Raw genomic sequence first — 16,346 nt, forward strand, 5'->3', positions numbered from 1 at the left:
CGTATGGGCCGGATTGTTCGGCTTGACGATCGGTTATCAAATAAAATTGCCGCGGGAGAAGTCGTCGAACGGCCCGCATCCGTCGTAAAAGAGTTAGCGGAAAACGCCGTCGACGCTGGAAGCACGACGGTCGAAATCGAGGTGGAAGACGGCGGGCTCGGTAAAATTAAAATCGTCGACAACGGGTCCGGCATTGAACCTGAGGACGTGGAGCTTGCGTTCGATCGACATGCGACGAGCAAAATTAAAGACGAGAAAGATTTGTTTCATATCGAGACGCTCGGGTTTCGCGGGGAGGCGCTGCCGAGTATCGCTTCGGTGGCGAGAGTCGAAATGAAAACGGGAACGGGGGAGCATGCGGGGACGCATGTCGTCATCGAAGGCGGGAAAATGGTGGAACAGCGGCCGGCTTCCGGCAGGAAAGGGACGGAAATAACAGTGACGCGGCTTTTTTACAATACGCCAGCCCGGCTAAAGCATTTGAAGACGGTCCATACCGAGCTTGGCAACATTACCGACGTCGTTTACCGGCTTGCGTTAGGATACCCGCAAGTGGTGTTTCGGCTTTCGCACAACGGAAAGCGCAGTTTTCAAACGAACGGCAATGGTGACGTACGTCAAGTGCTGGCCGCGATCTACGGGCTCAATACCGCGAGAAAGACGGTTCCCGTTGCGGCGAAATCGATTGACTTCGACGTGACGGGTTACATTGCCAAGCCCGAAGTGACACGTGCTTCGCGCCAGCATATGCAGCTGTTCATGAACCGCCGGTACATACGAAATTACGCGGTGACGAAAGCGGTATTGGAGGCTTTTCATACGCTGCTTCCGATTCGTCGCTATCCGATCGCGGTAATACACATTGAAATGGACCCGACGCTCATTGACGTCAACGTTCATCCATCGAAGCTTGAAGCGCGCTTGAGCAAAGAACGGGAATTGTGTCGGCTTGTTGAGCAAGCCGTGGGGGATGCTTTAAAACGGTTACAATTGATTCCGCAAGCACCTGCCCCGAAGCAGCATCGCGAACAATCGGACCAGCAACAATTTTTGTTTCACCCGCGGCAAGACAAGGAGATCCCGAAAGATGCGTCCAGCGGAACGGCTCGTTCACTTCCGAAGCAAGAAAACGGAACCGCTGTTCGAGAGAGCAAAGATGGTTATGAAAGCAAATTCGGCGAAGACGTCTCTTCTGTTCCTTCCGAAAGTGAAGAAACGGCTGTTGACACCGAAAGGCGGACGGAAAGGATTCCGTATCTCTCTCCAATCGGACAGCTTCACGGAACGTACATTTTGGCGCAAAATGAGAACGGCCTTTTCATTATTGATCAACATGCGGCGCAAGAAAGGGTTAAATATGAGTTTTATCGGGAAAAAGTACGTAGAACGAACGGACAAGTGCAAGAGCTTCTGTTGCCGATGACGTTTGAATTTACGGCGTCGGAAGCATCGGTGGTCGAACAACATCTCGCTGATTTGCGGCATGTCGGGGTTTTTTTGGAGCCGTTTGGACCGAGCAGCTTTATCGTTCGTTCTCATCCAGATTGGTTTCCCGAAGGGTTTGAGAAAGAAACGATTGAGGATCTTGTTCACCAAGTAACTGAAAACTCAATGATTGATATTGGCAGGCTGCGTGAAGAAGCCGCGATCTTAATGTCTTGCAAACGATCGATTAAAGCGAACCACCACTTGCGCGAAGATGAAATGATCGCCCTTCTGGAAAGCTTGCGAACGTGCGAGGATCCGTTCACTTGCCCGCACGGGCGGCCGGTCATCGTTCGTTTTTCTGGATACGACTTAGAGAAAATGTTCAAAAGGGTTATGTGAAAACAAGGATTTTGTCCAAGTTTGTAGAAGTAATGAAGAAGTTCTATGGATAACGCCGATGAAACGGGGGGATTAGATGACGGATCCGGAATCTCTATTTCATGACATAGCACAAGACAACGTCGTCATTCATTATTTTAAAAACCATAGTTTGCGAGTCATGCTCTTGTCCAGTTCACTCGGGAAACGATACGGTTGTTATGATGAAAATTTGCGGATTGCCGCCATGCTTCACGACATCGGGAAAATGGGCATCTCTAAAGAAATTTTATTTAAACCGGACCGATTAAACGATCTTGAAATGGAAATCATCAAGACGCATCCACATACAGGAAATCGGATTGTGAGAAATTATCTCGGCTTCCCGGAAGCGGCGGAATACGTGCGTGATCATCATGAACGGTGGGACGGCGCCGGGTATCCGCGCGGGTTGAAAGGGAAAGAAATTTCAATTCAAGGTAGAATCATTTCCATTTGTGACGCGTATGATACGATGACGCTTGATAACCGGTCTTACAAAAAGGATCAATTCAATTCGGGTCAGGCCGTGAGCGAACTGATGGCGCAGGCGGGGAAACAGTTTGATTCGGAGCTCGTTCATCTTTTCATCGACATGCTGCCGGAAATCAAAATTCCGATGTATTTGTTGGATTAATCAACCGGCTTTCGCTGCGGCTTAAAGAAGGTTATGAATCAAAGAAAATATGGCGACAATGAAAGATACGTTGTAAGCACGACTAGGTGGGACGGTTATGATGGAACGGTTGGCGGCAATTGTCGGTCCAACGGCAGTTGGAAAAACGGAAGTGAGCGTTCAGGTCGCAAAGCGTCTGAACGGGGAAATCATTAACGGCGATTCCATGCAAGTGTACCGGGGGATGGACATCGGCACGGCAAAAGTCTCGCAATCCGAAAAACAAGGGGTTCCGCATCATCTGTTCGATATTAAAGAACCGAACGAGCCATTTTCGGCATCGGAGTTTCAGGAGCTGGCGATTCCGCTCGTTTCCGAAATCAACGAACGCGGGCGGCTGCCGATTGTCGTAGGCGGAACGGGAATGTACATAAAAGCGCTCACGCACCATTACAATTTTGCCGAAACGAATGCAAATCCGTCGTTACGGCGGGAAATGGAGCAATATGCCGAAGAAAACGGAAAACGAGCTTTGCATGAGAAATTGGTTTCGGTGGATCCGGAAAGCGCGCGAAAGATTCATCCGAACAATGTGAGAAGGGTGATTCGCGCCTTGGAAGTATACGAAACGGCAGGAAAACCGGCAAGCGAGCAGCGCCGCCGGGAAACGAAGCCGCGTTATCGGCTGGCGACTGTAGGGTTGACGATGGAGCGCGACCTGTTGTACGAACGAATCAATCGCCGCGTCGATCACATGGTGGAAAATGGATTGTTTGCAGAAGCGCAGCGTTTGTTCGATGCCGGCGTGCAAAACTGTCCGTCCGTGCAGGCGATCGGTTATAAAGAGGTTTATGCGTATTTGCGCGGGGAATGTTCAAAAGAGGAAGCGATCGAAATGTTGAAGAAAAATTCGCGAAGATACGCGAAAAAACAATATACATGGTTTCGTCATCAAATGGACGTTCAATGGTTTCATGTAACAAAGGACGGTCCGAGGGAAAAAATTCCCGCCATCCTCGAATTTGTGGCAGGAACGTTCTAATTGATCGCGAACTAGTTAGTAATGGAAAAAGGGAGGACTGTCAAAATGAAGCAATCCGTCAACATTCAAGACCAGTTTTTAAACCAGTTGCGCAAAGAAAACGTATACGTGACGGTGATCTTGCTCAACGGATTTCAATTGAAAGGGTTCATCAAAGGATTCGACAGCTTTACCGTCCTAGTGGAATCCGACGGCAAACAACAACTCATTTTTAAACACGCGATATCCACGTTCTCGCCTCATAAACGCATTTCTTTGCAAGAGGGAAACGAAGAATCGGCGAGCGTCTAACACCCTTCCGCTTAACTCCCCCGAAAACGGGGGAGTTCGTCGTTTGCGGCGGCTGCGATGTATTTTTTTAACGAAACGATGGTTTTCATTCCTGTCAACGCTTGCACATCTTTGGCGTTTTCACCCGCTTGCAGCCGCCGCAAAATGCAAGTACGGCGCAAATGCTGCAACGAAATGCCGGCTCTCAGCCCCGCGCGTTTCACTTCTTGGCGGATCATTTTTTGTACGGCGATCTCCGTCAACCGTTTCGGCGCATCTTCCGAATAATCCCAGCGATACGTATTTCTTTGATAATCGAAAGCGACAAACAATGGGTCCCGGCTTCGTCTGCGCGGCCTTACCGCCGGCGGGATTTTTTTATAATAAGCGAACACGAGCTTCATGTCCTCGGGTTTCAGGTGCAGCGTGCGGGCTGAGTGTCCGGTCGGTGCAATGTCGACGGTTTTCTTCTCGAAATGAACATCTTTCATGTTGATCGCCGTCAATTCCGCCAGCGTCATGCCGCAGGAAAGAACGATGCTTACGATCGCGAGGTTTCGGCTTGCCAAAAAGCTTCGCGATTCGATTTGCTGATCGCTTAGTCCGGAAAGGGAGGGGATCGACTCAAGCAATTGCGCCGCTTCTTGATCGGAAATGAAATCGGCTGCGGTGAAAGTGTCTTCATTGCTGTTCGAAACGTCCATTGGTTCGACGGGATTTTCGGCGACCATACCGAGGGTCAGAAAATGTTCGTAAAATCTTTTCAAAACAGAGGTCACCCGCGCAACCGTTCGTTTTGAATACCGCTTCGTTTCTGTTAAATAAGCGAGATACGATGCCACATCTTCCGTGGTGCAATGCAGCCAAGTTTTTTCGGCAAACGCGGCACGAACCCACATAAAGTAATTTTCCAGATCATATGCATACCTTCGTATCGTTGATGGACGACGGCCGGTTTTTTCCAACTCCGAGAAAAAGGATTGTGCAGCTTGCGGCAGTGAACGTTTGTTGACTACATCCACATGTCCCACCCCCTTGCAACCATTATAGCAAGGCGGGGAAATGTTGCCACCGTTGGGCAATTATTTCCCAGGTAAGCGCAAAAATTGACAAAATACATTCAATGCGGGTAATGATTCGACTAAAAATGGGGCTTTCTCGTCTTTGTTCGACGAAATCTGAAAACGAAAAAATGTTCGCTGGGCGTTTGTCACAATTGTACCGACGCCGCCGTATACTGTGGGTGAACCGAATCGGAAGAGGTGATTCTCCTTGAACGAAGCCTTTACAACGAAACGAAAAGGACAAATTCATGTCATTTTGAATCAAGATACGGAGAGCGAACCGCCGGATTTCTTTACGAGCGAGGCTGAACGGAAAAAACATTATCCGCTTGAGAAAATACAAAAGGAATTGGACCATCTCGTCGGGCTGCAGGAATTGAAAAAATTAATAAAAGAAATTTACGCGTGGCTGTACATTAATCAACGGCGCGAACATAACGGCTTGAAAACGGAGAAACAATCGCTTCACATGGTGTTTAAAGGCAATCCCGGGACAGGGAAAACGACAGTGGCGAGATTACTTGGGAAGCTGTTTTATGAGATGAACGTCTTGTCGAAAGGGCATTTGGTCGAAGTGGAAAGAGGGGATCTTGTCGGGGAATATATCGGACACACGGCCCATAAAACACGGGAACTCGTCAAAAAAGCGAAAGGCGGTATATTGTTCATTGACGAAGCCTATTCGCTTGCGCGCGGAGGGGAAAAGGATTTCGGAAAAGAAGCAATCGACACACTCGTCAAACATATGGAAGACGAACAGCATGAATTCATCCTCATTCTCGCTGGTTACTCATCGGAAATGGAACAGTTTCTGTCGGTAAATCCCGGTTTGCCTTCACGGTTTCCGATTCTCATCAGTTTTCCTGATTACAAAGTGAACGAATTGATGAGCATCGCCAAAAAAATGGCGGCGGAAAGAGATTATGTGTTAACGTTGGAAGCGGAACAGAAAATCGAACAACAATTGCTCGCAGTGAAAAACCAGCAATACCGAACGTTCAGCAACGGCAGGTATGTGCGGAATTTGATCGAGAAAGCGATCCGCAATCAAAGTGTCCGCTTGTTGAGAGAAGGGGACCACGACAAAGAGCGTCTCATTACGTTGCGACCGGAGGATATTCCGTTCAAAGAAAACTTGTTACCATGACGAAGCAGAAGGAAGGAAACGAATTGACGAACAAGAATCATCTCCGGCGGGAAAAAGTCGTTCTCGCCGGCTGTCAATTGCTTACACAATCGGATGAACGATTCGCTTCTTCCATGGAAGAACTGAAAGCGTTGACCGAGACCGCAAACGGCGTTGTCGCGGCAGTCATTACACAAAAAAGGGCGCGAAAAGATGCGGCCTTTGTGCTCGGAAAAGGAAAAGTCGCCGAACTCGCGGAAAAAGTGGACGAGTTGGAAGCGGAGACGGTAATTTTTAACGGAGAGCTTACTCCGTCCCAACTTGTCAATCTTTCCGGCCGGATCGGCGTCCATGTCATCGATCGAACCCAACTCATTCTTGACATTTTCGCGGTGCGCGCACGGTCGCGGGAAGGAAAATTGCAAGTGGAGTTGGCGCAGCTGAATTATTTATTGCCGCGCTTGTCGGGTAAAGGCAAAGCATTGTCACGGCTCGGAGGCGGCATTGGAACGAGAGGTCCGGGCGAAACGAAACTTGAGCAAGACCGCCGTTACATTCGTCGGCGGATTGCCGATATTAAACGTCAACTCGATACGATCGTGCGGCATCGAGAACGGTATCGAGAACGAAGGAAGCGCAACCAGCTTTTTCAAATCGCACTCGTCGGCTACACGAATGCCGGAAAGACGACGTTGTTCAATGCGATAACAGACGCTGGCGGCACGGCGGAAAATCAGCTGTTTGCCACGTTGGATCCGTTGACGCGCCGCTTTCAACTGCCTTCCGGCCTTGAAGTCGTCATAAGCGATACCGTCGGTTTCATTCAAGATTTGCCGACTTCTCTCGTCGCTGCTTTTCGGTCCACGCTCGAGGAAGTGAAAGAAGCAGATCTTATTTTACATGTCATTGACGCTTCGCATCCGGATTTCCTCCAACACGAGAAGACGGTTCTCGATTTGCTGGACGATCTAGATGCCGGCCATCTGCCAGCATTGGCGGTATACAACAAAACGGATAAGGTGGACGAAACGTTCATTCCCTCGCCGGGCATGAAAGCGATCCGAATGTCCGCCAAAAGTGACCGGGATGTCGAACGGCTGAAGGACGAAATCGAACGGTGCGTGAAAGATGAAATGGTTTATTTTGAGGCATCGATCCCGCTCGAAAACGGAAAATTTCTAGCGAAACTGCGGACACGCGCCGTCGTTGCGGAACAGACGACGAACGAGGAACGTGAAACGATCAGCGTGAAAGGGTATACGTTTCGGGATCGACCGCTGCATGAGCAATTAAAACCATTCATTCGGGAGCATGGAAGATGAAGAAGAAAAATTTCGACCAAGCTTTACGCGAAACGGAGCATAAAATTGCGCCCATCCATCGTGAAATTGAACGGATCGCTGAAATCAACCAAAAAAAAGTTCTTGACGGGTTCCGGCGCCGAAAAGTGAGCGAATCGCATTTTCACCCGTCGACCGGCTATGGCTATGATGATGCAGGAAGAGATACCCTCGAGGCGGTATATGCAGATATTTTCGGAGCGGAAGAGGCGCTTGTCCGGCCGCAAATCGTATCGGGAACCCATGCGATCACGACAGCCCTGTTCGGCGTACTCCGGCCCGGCGACGAATTGTTGTTCATCTCCGGCACACCCTATGACACGCTCGAAGAAATTATTGGACTTCGTGGTACGGCGAGCGGTTCATTGCGGGAATTTCAAATCGATTGCCGGATCGTCGAATTGAATGATGAGGGCGGCATCAATTTGCCGGCGGTGAATGATGCGATTCACGATAACACGAAAATGGTAGCGATTCAACGATCACGCGGGTACGATCAACGACCTTCGATCACGGTTGCGGAAATCGAAACGGCCGTACGAGGGATTCGTGAGCGACATCCGAACATCGTCGTATTTGTGGACAATTGCTACGGCGAATTCGTTGAACCTTTGGAACCGACGAATGTGGGCGTTGATTTAATGGCCGGTTCGTTGATCAAAAATCCCGGAGGCGGTCTGGCAAAAACCGGCGGTTATCTCGCCGGCAAGGCGAAGTTGATTGAGCGATGCGCGTGTCGCCTGACCGCACCCGGACTCGGAAAAGAGACGGGAGCGACGCTCGCTGCGCTTCCGGATATGTTTCAAGGCTTCTTTTTGGCGCCGCACGTCGTTGCACAAGCCTTAAAAGGCGCAGTTTTCACAGCTGCTTTGTTAGAACATTGCGGGTTTGAAACGAGCCCGAAATACAACGAACCGAGAACGGATTTAATTCAAGCCGTTCATTTTCATGATCGCAAACGGATGATTGCCTTTTGTCAAGCCGTACAAGCCGCTTCACCGGTTAACGCATACGTGAATCCTCAGCCGAGTCCGATGCCTGGATACGAAAGTGAAGTTATTATGGCGGCCGGTACGTTTGTCCAAGGATCAAGCATCGAATTGTCCGCGGATGGGCCGCTCCGACAGCCGTACACTGCCTATGTTCAAGGCGGATTGACCTATGAACATGTAAAAATTGCTGTTACGGAAGCCGCTAAACAAATGTTGTTTGGAATGTAAGCTTTCCTAACATCTCTTGACAAGTAAGTGGAGTTGTCGTAAACTGTAACTAAGCGAAAAGGGCATGCGGTACATAGCAAACGGAAGGAGGGATAGAGCGTGAATGATGAAGTTCGCCGTAACATGCCGCTTTTTCCAATCGGAACCGTTATACAACTGACGGAGCTTTCTGCAAGGCAAATTCGCTATTATGAACAGCATGGATTAATCCACCCGACAAGAACGAAAGGCAATCAACGGTTGTTTTCTTTCCGTGATGTTGATACTTTGCTTGAGATCAAGAAACTCGTTGAAGACGGGGTAAACTTGGCAGGCATTAAACAAATTTTCAACATGAAGAGAGAGGCTGAAGCATTGCCGGCAGCAGTGGAAACGACGAAAGAAAAGATGAGTGACGAACAGTTAATGAAGTATTTGAAGAAAGAATTAATCCATGCAGGGAAACAAGGGAAGGCTTCGCTCATTCAAGGTGAATTGTCTAGGTTTTTTCATTAATGAAAATAGGACGAGATGTATGAAATTTAAGGAGGAGAAACCTGCCGATGGGTAACTATTCAAGGGAAGACATTTTGAAAATTGCCGATGAGCAAGACGTTCGTTACATTCGTTTGCAATTCACGGACATGCTCGGCATCATTAAGAACGTGGAAATTCCAGTCGATCAATTGGGGAAAGCACTCGACAACGAAATGATGTTTGATGGATCATCGATCGAAGGCTTCGTCCGTATCGAAGAATCCGACATGAAATTGTTTCCCGATCTCGATTCATGGGTCATATTTCCGTGGACGCCGGAAAAGGGAAAAGTCGCCCGTTTAATCTGCGACGTACACAATCCGGACGGAACGCCTTTTGAAGGGGATCCGCGCGGCATTTTGAAAAGAGTACTGAAAGACATGGAAAGACTCGGGTTTTCCGATTTCAATATCGGACCGGAACCGGAATTTTTCTTGTTCAAGATGGACGAGAACGGGGAACCGACGCTTGAGTTGAACGACAAAGGCGGCTATTTCGATCTGGCGCCGACGGATCTCGGCGAGAATTGCCGCCGCGACATCGTGCTTGAGCTTGAGGACATGGGCTTTGAAATCGAAGCTTCTCATCATGAAGTCGCTCCGGGACAACACGAAATTGATTTTAAATATGCGGATGCTGTGACGACATGCGACAACATTCAAACGTTCAAACTCGTCGTGAAAACGATCGCTCGCAAGCATGGCTTGCATGCGACGTTCATGCCGAAACCATTGTTCGGCGTTAACGGATCGGGCATGCATTCAAACATGTCGCTATTTAAAGGAAAGGAAAATGCTTTCTATGACGAGAAGAGCGAGCTCGGTTTGAGCGAAACCGCGATGCAATTTTTGGCTGGCATCATTAAGCATGCCCAAGGATTCACCGCGATTACGAACCCGCTCGTCAATTCGTACAAACGATTGGTTCCCGGCTATGAAGCGCCGTCCTATATCGCTTGGTCGCTGAGAAACAGAAGCCCGCTCATTCGCATTCCGGCCTCGCGCGGATTGAGCACGCGAATCGAAGTTCGCAGCGTTGATCCATCGGCTAACCCGTATTTGGCGATGGCTGTCTTGTTGGCATCAGGTCTTGACGGTGTCGAAAACAAGTTGACACCGCCGGCACCGGTCGACCGCAACATTTACGTCATGGACGACGAGGAACTCGAGAAGGAAGGCATTAAGCAGCTTCCTGCGACGTTGAAAGGTGCATTGGAGCATTTCCGGAAAGACGAAGTGCTGTTGAGAGCGTTAGGCGCTCATGCTTCCGAACACTTTATCGAAGCGAAAGAAATTGAGTGGGACATGTTCCGCACGCAAGTGCATCCGTGGGAACGCGAACAGTATTTGACTTCTTATTAAGCTTTGAATCCCTTGACACCCTTGGTGTTGAGGGGTTTTTATTTTATAAATCGATCTGCGGCAATGGATTCACTCACTAAAATAAAGATTGACGTACGAACGAGGGGAAGGATTGGCTAATGATTGAAAGCGAAGCAGGTTATTCGCGGTGAAGGACGGAAACGAATCATCGGCTCCCAATGAAAAATTGGAAGTGTAGTTTGCCGGAAAAAATAAAAAAATCGGTAGGCGTTATTTTCATTTTCAAGAATGTTCTATACAATTGAGATACAAAAACATAACAGAGAACGAGGAGTGGAGTGAATGGATAAACAAATCAACCGAGCTTTGAATTTTAATCCGGGCCCGACGGCGTTGCCGCCGGAGGTGCTTCGTGAAGCACGGGAACAGTTCATGAACTACCGAAACACCGGCATGTCGGTGATGGAATTGAGCCATCGCAGTGCCGTTTACGAAGAGATTCACAACGGGGCGATCCGCAGGCTTCGCGAATTGCTCGGCATTAGTGACGAGTATAAGGTCCTCTTCTTGCAAGGCGGAGCAAGTTTGCAGTTTGGCATGATTCCGCTCAATTTTCTAGGAAGCGGGCAATATGCCAACTACTTGTTGACCGGAAGCTGGTCGGAAAAAGCACAGAAGGAAGCGAATGTCGTCGGGGAAACGTTTGTCGGCGGCTCATCGAAAGAGAACAGCTACCGAAACATTCCCGATCGCGTGAAGTTGTTCGCCGAGGACAGAAAACCCGAATATGTCCACGTGACATCAAACAATACGATCTACGGTACACAATGGAGGAAATTCCCAGATACGCAGGACATTCCACTCGTAGCCGACATGTCGAGCGATATTTTATCGAGAAAAATAGAGGTGGACAAGTTTTCGCTCATTTATGCAGGGGCGCAAAAAAATCTCGGTCCATCCGGCGTAACATTGGTCATTCTGCATGAAAAGATGTTGACGAAAGAGAAGAACGAGACGCCGAACATTTTAAAATACAGTACGCATGCGAAAAAAAATTCATTGTACCACACGCCGCCCACGTTTTCGATTTACATGCTCGGATTAATGGCAGAGTGGGTGCAGCGGCAAGGGGGGCTGGAAGCGGTCGAAAAACGGAATGAATGGAAAGCGAGTCTTATTTACGACGCGATTGATGAAAGTGACGGCTTTTATGCCGGTCATGCGGAAGAAAACAGCCGCTCGCTCATGAACATTACGTTCCGGCTCAAATCCGAAGCGCTCGAACGTCAGTTTCTGCAGGAAGCCAAATCGTACGGATTTGTTGGTTTGAACGGCCACCGTTCGGTCGGAGGCTGCCGCGTTTCTCTATACAATGCCGTTTCTCCGGAACAATGCGAAACATTGCGGGATTTCATGGACGAATTTCGGCGACGAAATCAATAAATGAAAGGCGCGGCCGTGCGGCCGCGCTTTTTGCGTTTTTCTCATTCCACTCGCCGTACAGCCTCCATCAATAAACCGCTCGAAAGACGCCGATCACTTTACCGATGATCGTCACGTTGTCCAAAAGGATCGGTTCGAGCGCTTCATTTTCGGGTTGCAGACGAATATGGTCTTTTTCTTTGTAAAACCGTTTCACCGTCGCCTCGTAATCTTCCGTCATTGCAACGACAATATCGCCGTTGTTTGCGTTCGGCTGCTGCTTGACGATGACCATGTCGCCGTCGAGGATTCCCGCATCGATCATACTGTCGCCGACGACGTTCAAGATGAATACATTGTCATCTTCCGAGAAAAACCGTTCCGGCAGCGGCAAATATTCCTCAACATTTTCGATGGCCGTAATCGGTTCACCGGCCGTTACTTTTCCGACAACCGGCACTTGAACGGAACCGCTTTTCCGCACGTTCGAATTGAGATCGTCGTCAAGCACCTCGATTGCGCGCGGCTTCGTGGGATCGCGTCTGATCAGTCCTTTCTTCTCCAATCGGTCCAAATGGCCGTGTACGGTTGAACTGGAAGCGAGACCGACAGCTGTTCCGATCTCTCTTACCGAAGGCGGGTACCCTTTTTTCAAAACTTCTGATTTTATAAATTGTAAAATATCGTTTTGTCGTTTCGACATCTTCTTCATAGATTCACCTCATCGTCGTATCGCTCAATTTAAAAAAATTATATCAAAGGTTGAAAAAAAAGACAAACATAAGTTCGAATTTTTAGTTGACAAGAATGTTTGTTCGCCTTATGATAAAACGAGAACATAAATTCGTATTTAGGAGTGAACGAACGATGAACGTACATTCGCAAAGCAAAACCGGTTGGTCTTATATCCTTTTATTTATTGCATTATTAATACTCGCGTTTTTCGTATTGAGAACTTCCGTGTCCGCAGCCGATCCGGACAAATACATTCAGATCACCGTGCAGCCAGGTGACACGCTGTGGGAAATCTCCGAACAATATGAGGCATTCACATCCTTGCCGCATGAACAGTTTATTGCATGGACGGAACGAATGAATCACGTAAGAAGCCGAAAGTTGATTCCCGGACAAACATTGCTCATTCCCGTCGAAAAGCGATCGTTTGTTTCCGATTCCGTTCTTGCGTTAAGATGAAAGAAAACGCAATGAAGGGGATGGCCGATGTTAACGAGAGATAAATTGAACCGCATCAATGAACTTTCGCGAAAATCGAAAGCGGACGGCTTATCGAAGAAGGAGAAGAAAGAACAGCAAGATTTGCGGAACGAGTATTTGCAAGCGTTTCGCAAATCGTTCGACCGCCAGCTGCATTCGATTAAGGTGGTTGACCCGGAAGGAAGCGACGTCACACCGGACAAGTTGAACAAGAGTAAACGAAAACACAAAGGATGACAGGACGCGAACCCAGTCGCTTTTTGTGATGGCGTACCTCGTTTTATGTTAAACTTAAGAAGTTGAAAAAGTGACTGAGGGAAAGGATGACAGACTGTTGAAAGATTCAATCGAACAGCTTTCGGTGAATACCATCCGCACATTGTCTCTGGACAGTGTCGAGAACGCGAATTCTGGACACCCGGGGATGCCGATGGGCGCCGCCCCGATGGCGTATCAGCTTTGGGCAAACCATATGCGTCACAATCCGGAAAATCCAAACTGGTTCAACCGCGACCGATTCGTTCTTTCTGCCGGGCACGGATCGATGTTGTTGTACAGTTTGCTTCACCTTTTCGGCTACGGTCTTACGATCGAGGATTTGAAGCAATTTCGCCAATGGGGAAGCAAAACGCCTGGGCATCCCGAGTTCGGCCACACGGTCGGCGTCGAAGCAACGACGGGGCCGCTCGGGCAAGGAATTGCGATGAGTGTCGGGATGGCGATGGCGGAAAGGCATTTGGCGGCGACATACAATAAGGAAGGTTTTCCGTTGATTGACCACCACACGTATTGCATTTGCGGTGACGGCGACTTAATGGAAGGCGTTTCGGCGGAGGCTGCTTCGTTGGCGGGGCATTTGCGCCTTGGGCGGCTGATCGTGCTCTACGATTCCAACGACATTTCGCTTGACGGCGATTTGAACAAATCGTTTTCCGAAAAAACACGGGACCGTTTTCAAGCTTACGGATGGCAAGTGTTGCACGTTGAAGACGGGAACGATTTGTCGGCGATCAACAAAACACTTGAAGAAGCGTCAGCCGACACGGAACGTCCGTCATTCATCGAAGTGAAGACGACGATTGGATACGGAGCCCCGACGAAAGCGGGCAAGAAAGATTCTCATGGTGCCCCGCTCGGACCTGAAGAAGCAAAAGGCGCGAAAGAACATTATCAATGGGCATACGATCCTTTTTATGTACCGGATGAAGTGTATGACCATTTCCGCTCGGCTGCGGAAAATGGAAAACGCGCGAACGACCAATGGGATGAACAGTACAATGACTACTGCGATCGTTATCCGGAACTAGGTGCTCAATTGCGTCGAGTCATGAACGGGGAATTGCCGGGTGACTGGAAGGAAGAGCTTCCCGCTTACGAAGCCGGTGTTGATGAACTGGCAACGCGCGCTGCAAGCAGCGAAGTCATCAACGCTCTTTCAAAACAAGTGCCCGAACTGTTCGGCGGATCTGCCGATCTTGCATCCTCGACGAAGACATTGATGAAAGGTTCGGATGATTTCAGTGCGGACCGTTACGATGGACGAAACGTCTGGTTCGGCGTTCGTGAATTCGCAATGGCAGCGGCAGCAAACGGAATGGCTTTGCACGGCGGTTTGAAACCGTTCGTCGGCACGTTTTTCGTATTCTCCGACTACTTGCGTCCAGCGGTGCGTTTGTCTGCGTTAATGGGATTGCCGGTCACGTATGTTTTCACTCACGACAGCATTGCCGTCGGTGAAGACGGCCCGACACACGAACCGATCGAACATCTTGCTTCTTTACGCGCGATGCCGGGGATTTCCATTATCCGACCGGCGGACGGCAATGAGACGACCGCTGCTTGGAAAGTCGCGATGACGGCACAAAGCCGCCCGACGGCGATTGTTCTTACGCGTCAAGGCGTTCCGACGCTTGAACGTACTGACGAACTAGCCGAAGCCGGAGTCGAAAACGGCGCATACGTGTTGTCGGAAGCGAACGGACAACCAGATGCGTTGTTGCTCGGAACGGGTTCCGAGGTCCAATTGCTTGTCAAAGCGCAAAAAGCTTTAAGAGCAGAAGGGATCAACGTTTCGGTTGTCAGCATGCCGTCATGGGATCGTTTCGACGCGCAGCCTGACGACTATAAAGAACGGGTGCTTCCGTCTTCCGTTAAGGCAAGGTTGGCCGTTGAAATGGGAGCCTCATTTGGATGGCACAAATATGTCGGCGATCACGGCGACATATTGGCGATTGATCGTTTCGGCGCATCCGCCAAAGGTGCGAAAGTAATTGAAGAATATGGATTTACAGTTGAAAATGTCGTTTCCAAAGTAAAGGGATTGTTGAAATAACGTCTCTTGAATGATTTCGACAAAAGTAGTGCCTCGCTGCGCCGTAATGTGACATCGATTGCATGCGGTTTCTCCTATACTGAAATTGTATTCTAGTCTTGGAGGGATTTGCGTGAGGCACTACGATATTTTTTTGATCGAAGACGAAGTGGCCGAGACGTTTTTCGGAGAAGAAAGCAAGTTGTTTCAATTGTTTTGCGAAGCGGAGACGAACAAGTCGTCCGTCTATCATGAGTTGTTGAAGAAACAAGTTGCGTATGTGACGAAACCGCTGAATACGAATGCGGTCGAGCAAGTTATAGAACGGGAAATGCGTTACCGAATCGGCTATTACAAAGTTCCCGGTTATCATTTGTTGAAAGCGCCGGCAGGAAACAGCCGGGCGGAATTGACGTTTTTTCAGCAGCGCATTCATTTGGATTCACAAGGATCCATCGAATGCGAAACGGCATTTTTTGAGGTATTGAGACGGTGCGAACGGTGCTTTTGGGCCGTCGATTACCGTAATCGCCGCTACGGCTGGCTAAAGCCGATTAAACAAAGGCGGTACATTAAACCTTCAACCGTATGATTCGTCTTGTATAGGTTCATGCATTTATAGTAAACTATTCTTAGCGTCCACTCCCCTTCCGCTCATTCGGTAAGGTTCGGAAGGCGGAAGAAACGGACGATTGGAAATCGATCTTAGGAGGACTTGAGATGTGGCTCTACTTTCTTGTGGGCTTCTTGGCGCTTCTTCTCGGAATCGCTGCCGGCTTTTTCATTGCCCGCAAATACATGATGAATTACATGAAGAAAAACCCCCCCATTAACGAGCAAATGCTTCGTGTCATGATGATGCAAATGGGACAAAATCCATCGAAGAAGAAGATCAACCAGATGATGAAGGCCATGAACAGCCAGATGGATAAACCCAATTTGAAATAAAGGGTCGATCGCAAACGACACTCGGATGATCCGGGTGTTTTTTGTTTGGTCGTGTGGTCATGTTATAATGAAAAGATGAAATGAACGAA

General features: G+C 48.9%; 17 protein-coding genes. 15 read left to right on the plus strand and 2 right to left on the minus strand.

The annotated features are described in order from the left end of the window. Positions 1-3: 3 nt before the first annotated feature. From mutL to hfq, 4 genes are all read left to right on the plus strand, one after another. Complete coding sequence (gene mutL / locus VFK44_12280) at positions 4-1,827, plus strand: DNA mismatch repair endonuclease MutL (GenBank protein ID HET7629141.1); 1,824 nt, start codon at positions 4-6, stop codon at positions 1,825-1,827. 76 nt (positions 1,828-1,903) lie between these two features. Next, positions 1,904-2,482, plus strand: coding sequence for an HD domain-containing phosphohydrolase (locus tag VFK44_12285; protein ID HET7629142.1), 579 nt, complete (start codon positions 1,904-1,906; stop codon positions 2,480-2,482). Positions 2,483-2,579: 97 nt separating this feature from the next. Beyond that, the gene (miaA, locus tag VFK44_12290; GenBank protein ID HET7629143.1) at positions 2,580-3,503 is read left to right on the plus strand and encodes a tRNA (adenosine(37)-N6)-dimethylallyltransferase MiaA; all 924 of its coding nucleotides are present in this window, start codon (positions 2,580-2,582) and stop codon (positions 3,501-3,503) included. A gap of 45 nt (positions 3,504-3,548) precedes the next feature. After that, positions 3,549-3,794: an RNA chaperone Hfq gene (gene hfq, locus VFK44_12295; GenBank protein HET7629144.1), complete on the plus strand. Its 246-nt coding sequence runs from the start codon at positions 3,549-3,551 to the stop codon at positions 3,792-3,794. Positions 3,795-3,805: 11 nt separating this feature from the next. On the opposite strand, the gene VFK44_12300 is transcribed toward hfq, so the two are convergent. Then, positions 3,806-4,795 carry a tyrosine-type recombinase/integrase gene (locus tag VFK44_12300; protein HET7629145.1) on the minus strand — a complete coding sequence of 330 codons (990 nt, stop codon included), beginning with the start codon at positions 4,793-4,795 and terminating at the stop codon, positions 3,806-3,808. A gap of 298 nt (positions 4,796-5,093) precedes the next feature. Here VFK44_12300 and spoVK point away from each other — a divergent pair, with 298 nt between their 5' ends. The 6 genes from spoVK (at position 5,094) to serC (ending at position 11,804) form a co-directional block, all read left to right on the plus strand. Continuing rightward, positions 5,094-5,984 (plus strand): stage V sporulation protein K, encoded by an 891-nt coding sequence (gene spoVK / locus VFK44_12305; protein HET7629146.1) that lies wholly within the window; start codon positions 5,094-5,096, stop codon positions 5,982-5,984. Further along, a complete protein-coding gene (gene hflX, locus VFK44_12310; protein HET7629147.1) occupies positions 5,981-7,285 on the plus strand; it encodes a GTPase HflX in 1,305 nt (434 codons plus the stop codon). The genes spoVK and hflX overlap by 4 nt, the downstream gene beginning before the upstream one ends. After that, positions 7,282-8,523 (plus strand): methionine gamma-lyase family protein, encoded by a 1,242-nt coding sequence (locus VFK44_12315; GenBank protein HET7629148.1) that lies wholly within the window; start codon positions 7,282-7,284, stop codon positions 8,521-8,523. The genes hflX and VFK44_12315 overlap by 4 nt, the downstream gene beginning before the upstream one ends. A gap of 99 nt (positions 8,524-8,622) precedes the next feature. After that, on the plus strand, positions 8,623-9,018 hold the full coding sequence (locus VFK44_12320) for a MerR family transcriptional regulator (protein ID HET7629149.1): 396 nt from the start codon (positions 8,623-8,625) through the stop codon (positions 9,016-9,018). 47 nt (positions 9,019-9,065) lie between these two features. Continuing rightward, positions 9,066-10,400 carry a type I glutamate--ammonia ligase gene (glnA, locus tag VFK44_12325; protein HET7629150.1) on the plus strand — a complete coding sequence of 445 codons (1,335 nt, stop codon included), beginning with the start codon at positions 9,066-9,068 and terminating at the stop codon, positions 10,398-10,400. Positions 10,401-10,703: 303 nt separating this feature from the next. After that, the gene (gene serC, locus VFK44_12330; GenBank protein HET7629151.1) at positions 10,704-11,804 is read left to right on the plus strand and encodes a 3-phosphoserine/phosphohydroxythreonine transaminase; all 1,101 of its coding nucleotides are present in this window, start codon (positions 10,704-10,706) and stop codon (positions 11,802-11,804) included. 67 nt (positions 11,805-11,871) lie between these two features. Here serC and lexA read toward each other — a convergent pair whose 3' ends face one another. Next, positions 11,872-12,495 carry a transcriptional repressor LexA gene (gene lexA, locus VFK44_12335; GenBank protein HET7629152.1) on the minus strand — a complete coding sequence of 208 codons (624 nt, stop codon included), beginning with the start codon at positions 12,493-12,495 and terminating at the stop codon, positions 11,872-11,874. 155 nt (positions 12,496-12,650) lie between these two features. Here lexA and VFK44_12340 point away from each other — a divergent pair, with 155 nt between their 5' ends. The 5 genes from VFK44_12340 to VFK44_12360 all read left to right on the plus strand — a co-directional run bounded on the left by VFK44_12340 (position 12,651) and on the right by VFK44_12360 (position 16,257). After that, positions 12,651-12,977: a LysM peptidoglycan-binding domain-containing protein gene (locus tag VFK44_12340; protein HET7629153.1), complete on the plus strand. Its 327-nt coding sequence runs from the start codon at positions 12,651-12,653 to the stop codon at positions 12,975-12,977. 27 nt (positions 12,978-13,004) lie between these two features. Continuing rightward, on the plus strand, positions 13,005-13,235 hold the full coding sequence (locus VFK44_12345; protein HET7629154.1) for a DUF896 domain-containing protein: 231 nt from the start codon (positions 13,005-13,007) through the stop codon (positions 13,233-13,235). A 97-nt stretch (positions 13,236-13,332) separates the two neighbouring features. Then, positions 13,333-15,330: a transketolase gene (gene tkt, locus VFK44_12350; GenBank protein ID HET7629155.1), complete on the plus strand. Its 1,998-nt coding sequence runs from the start codon at positions 13,333-13,335 to the stop codon at positions 15,328-15,330. A 112-nt stretch (positions 15,331-15,442) separates the two neighbouring features. Continuing rightward, positions 15,443-15,901 carry a sporulation inhibitor of replication protein SirA gene (gene sirA, locus VFK44_12355; protein ID HET7629156.1) on the plus strand — a complete coding sequence of 153 codons (459 nt, stop codon included), beginning with the start codon at positions 15,443-15,445 and terminating at the stop codon, positions 15,899-15,901. A 128-nt stretch (positions 15,902-16,029) separates the two neighbouring features. After that, complete coding sequence (locus VFK44_12360) at positions 16,030-16,257, plus strand: YneF family protein (protein HET7629157.1); 228 nt, start codon at positions 16,030-16,032, stop codon at positions 16,255-16,257. The last annotated feature ends 89 nt before the right edge of the window (positions 16,258-16,346 follow it).

Source organism: Bacillales bacterium, assembly GCA_035700025.1.
Lineage (GTDB): Bacteria > Bacillota > Bacilli > Bacillales > DASSOY01 > DASSOY01.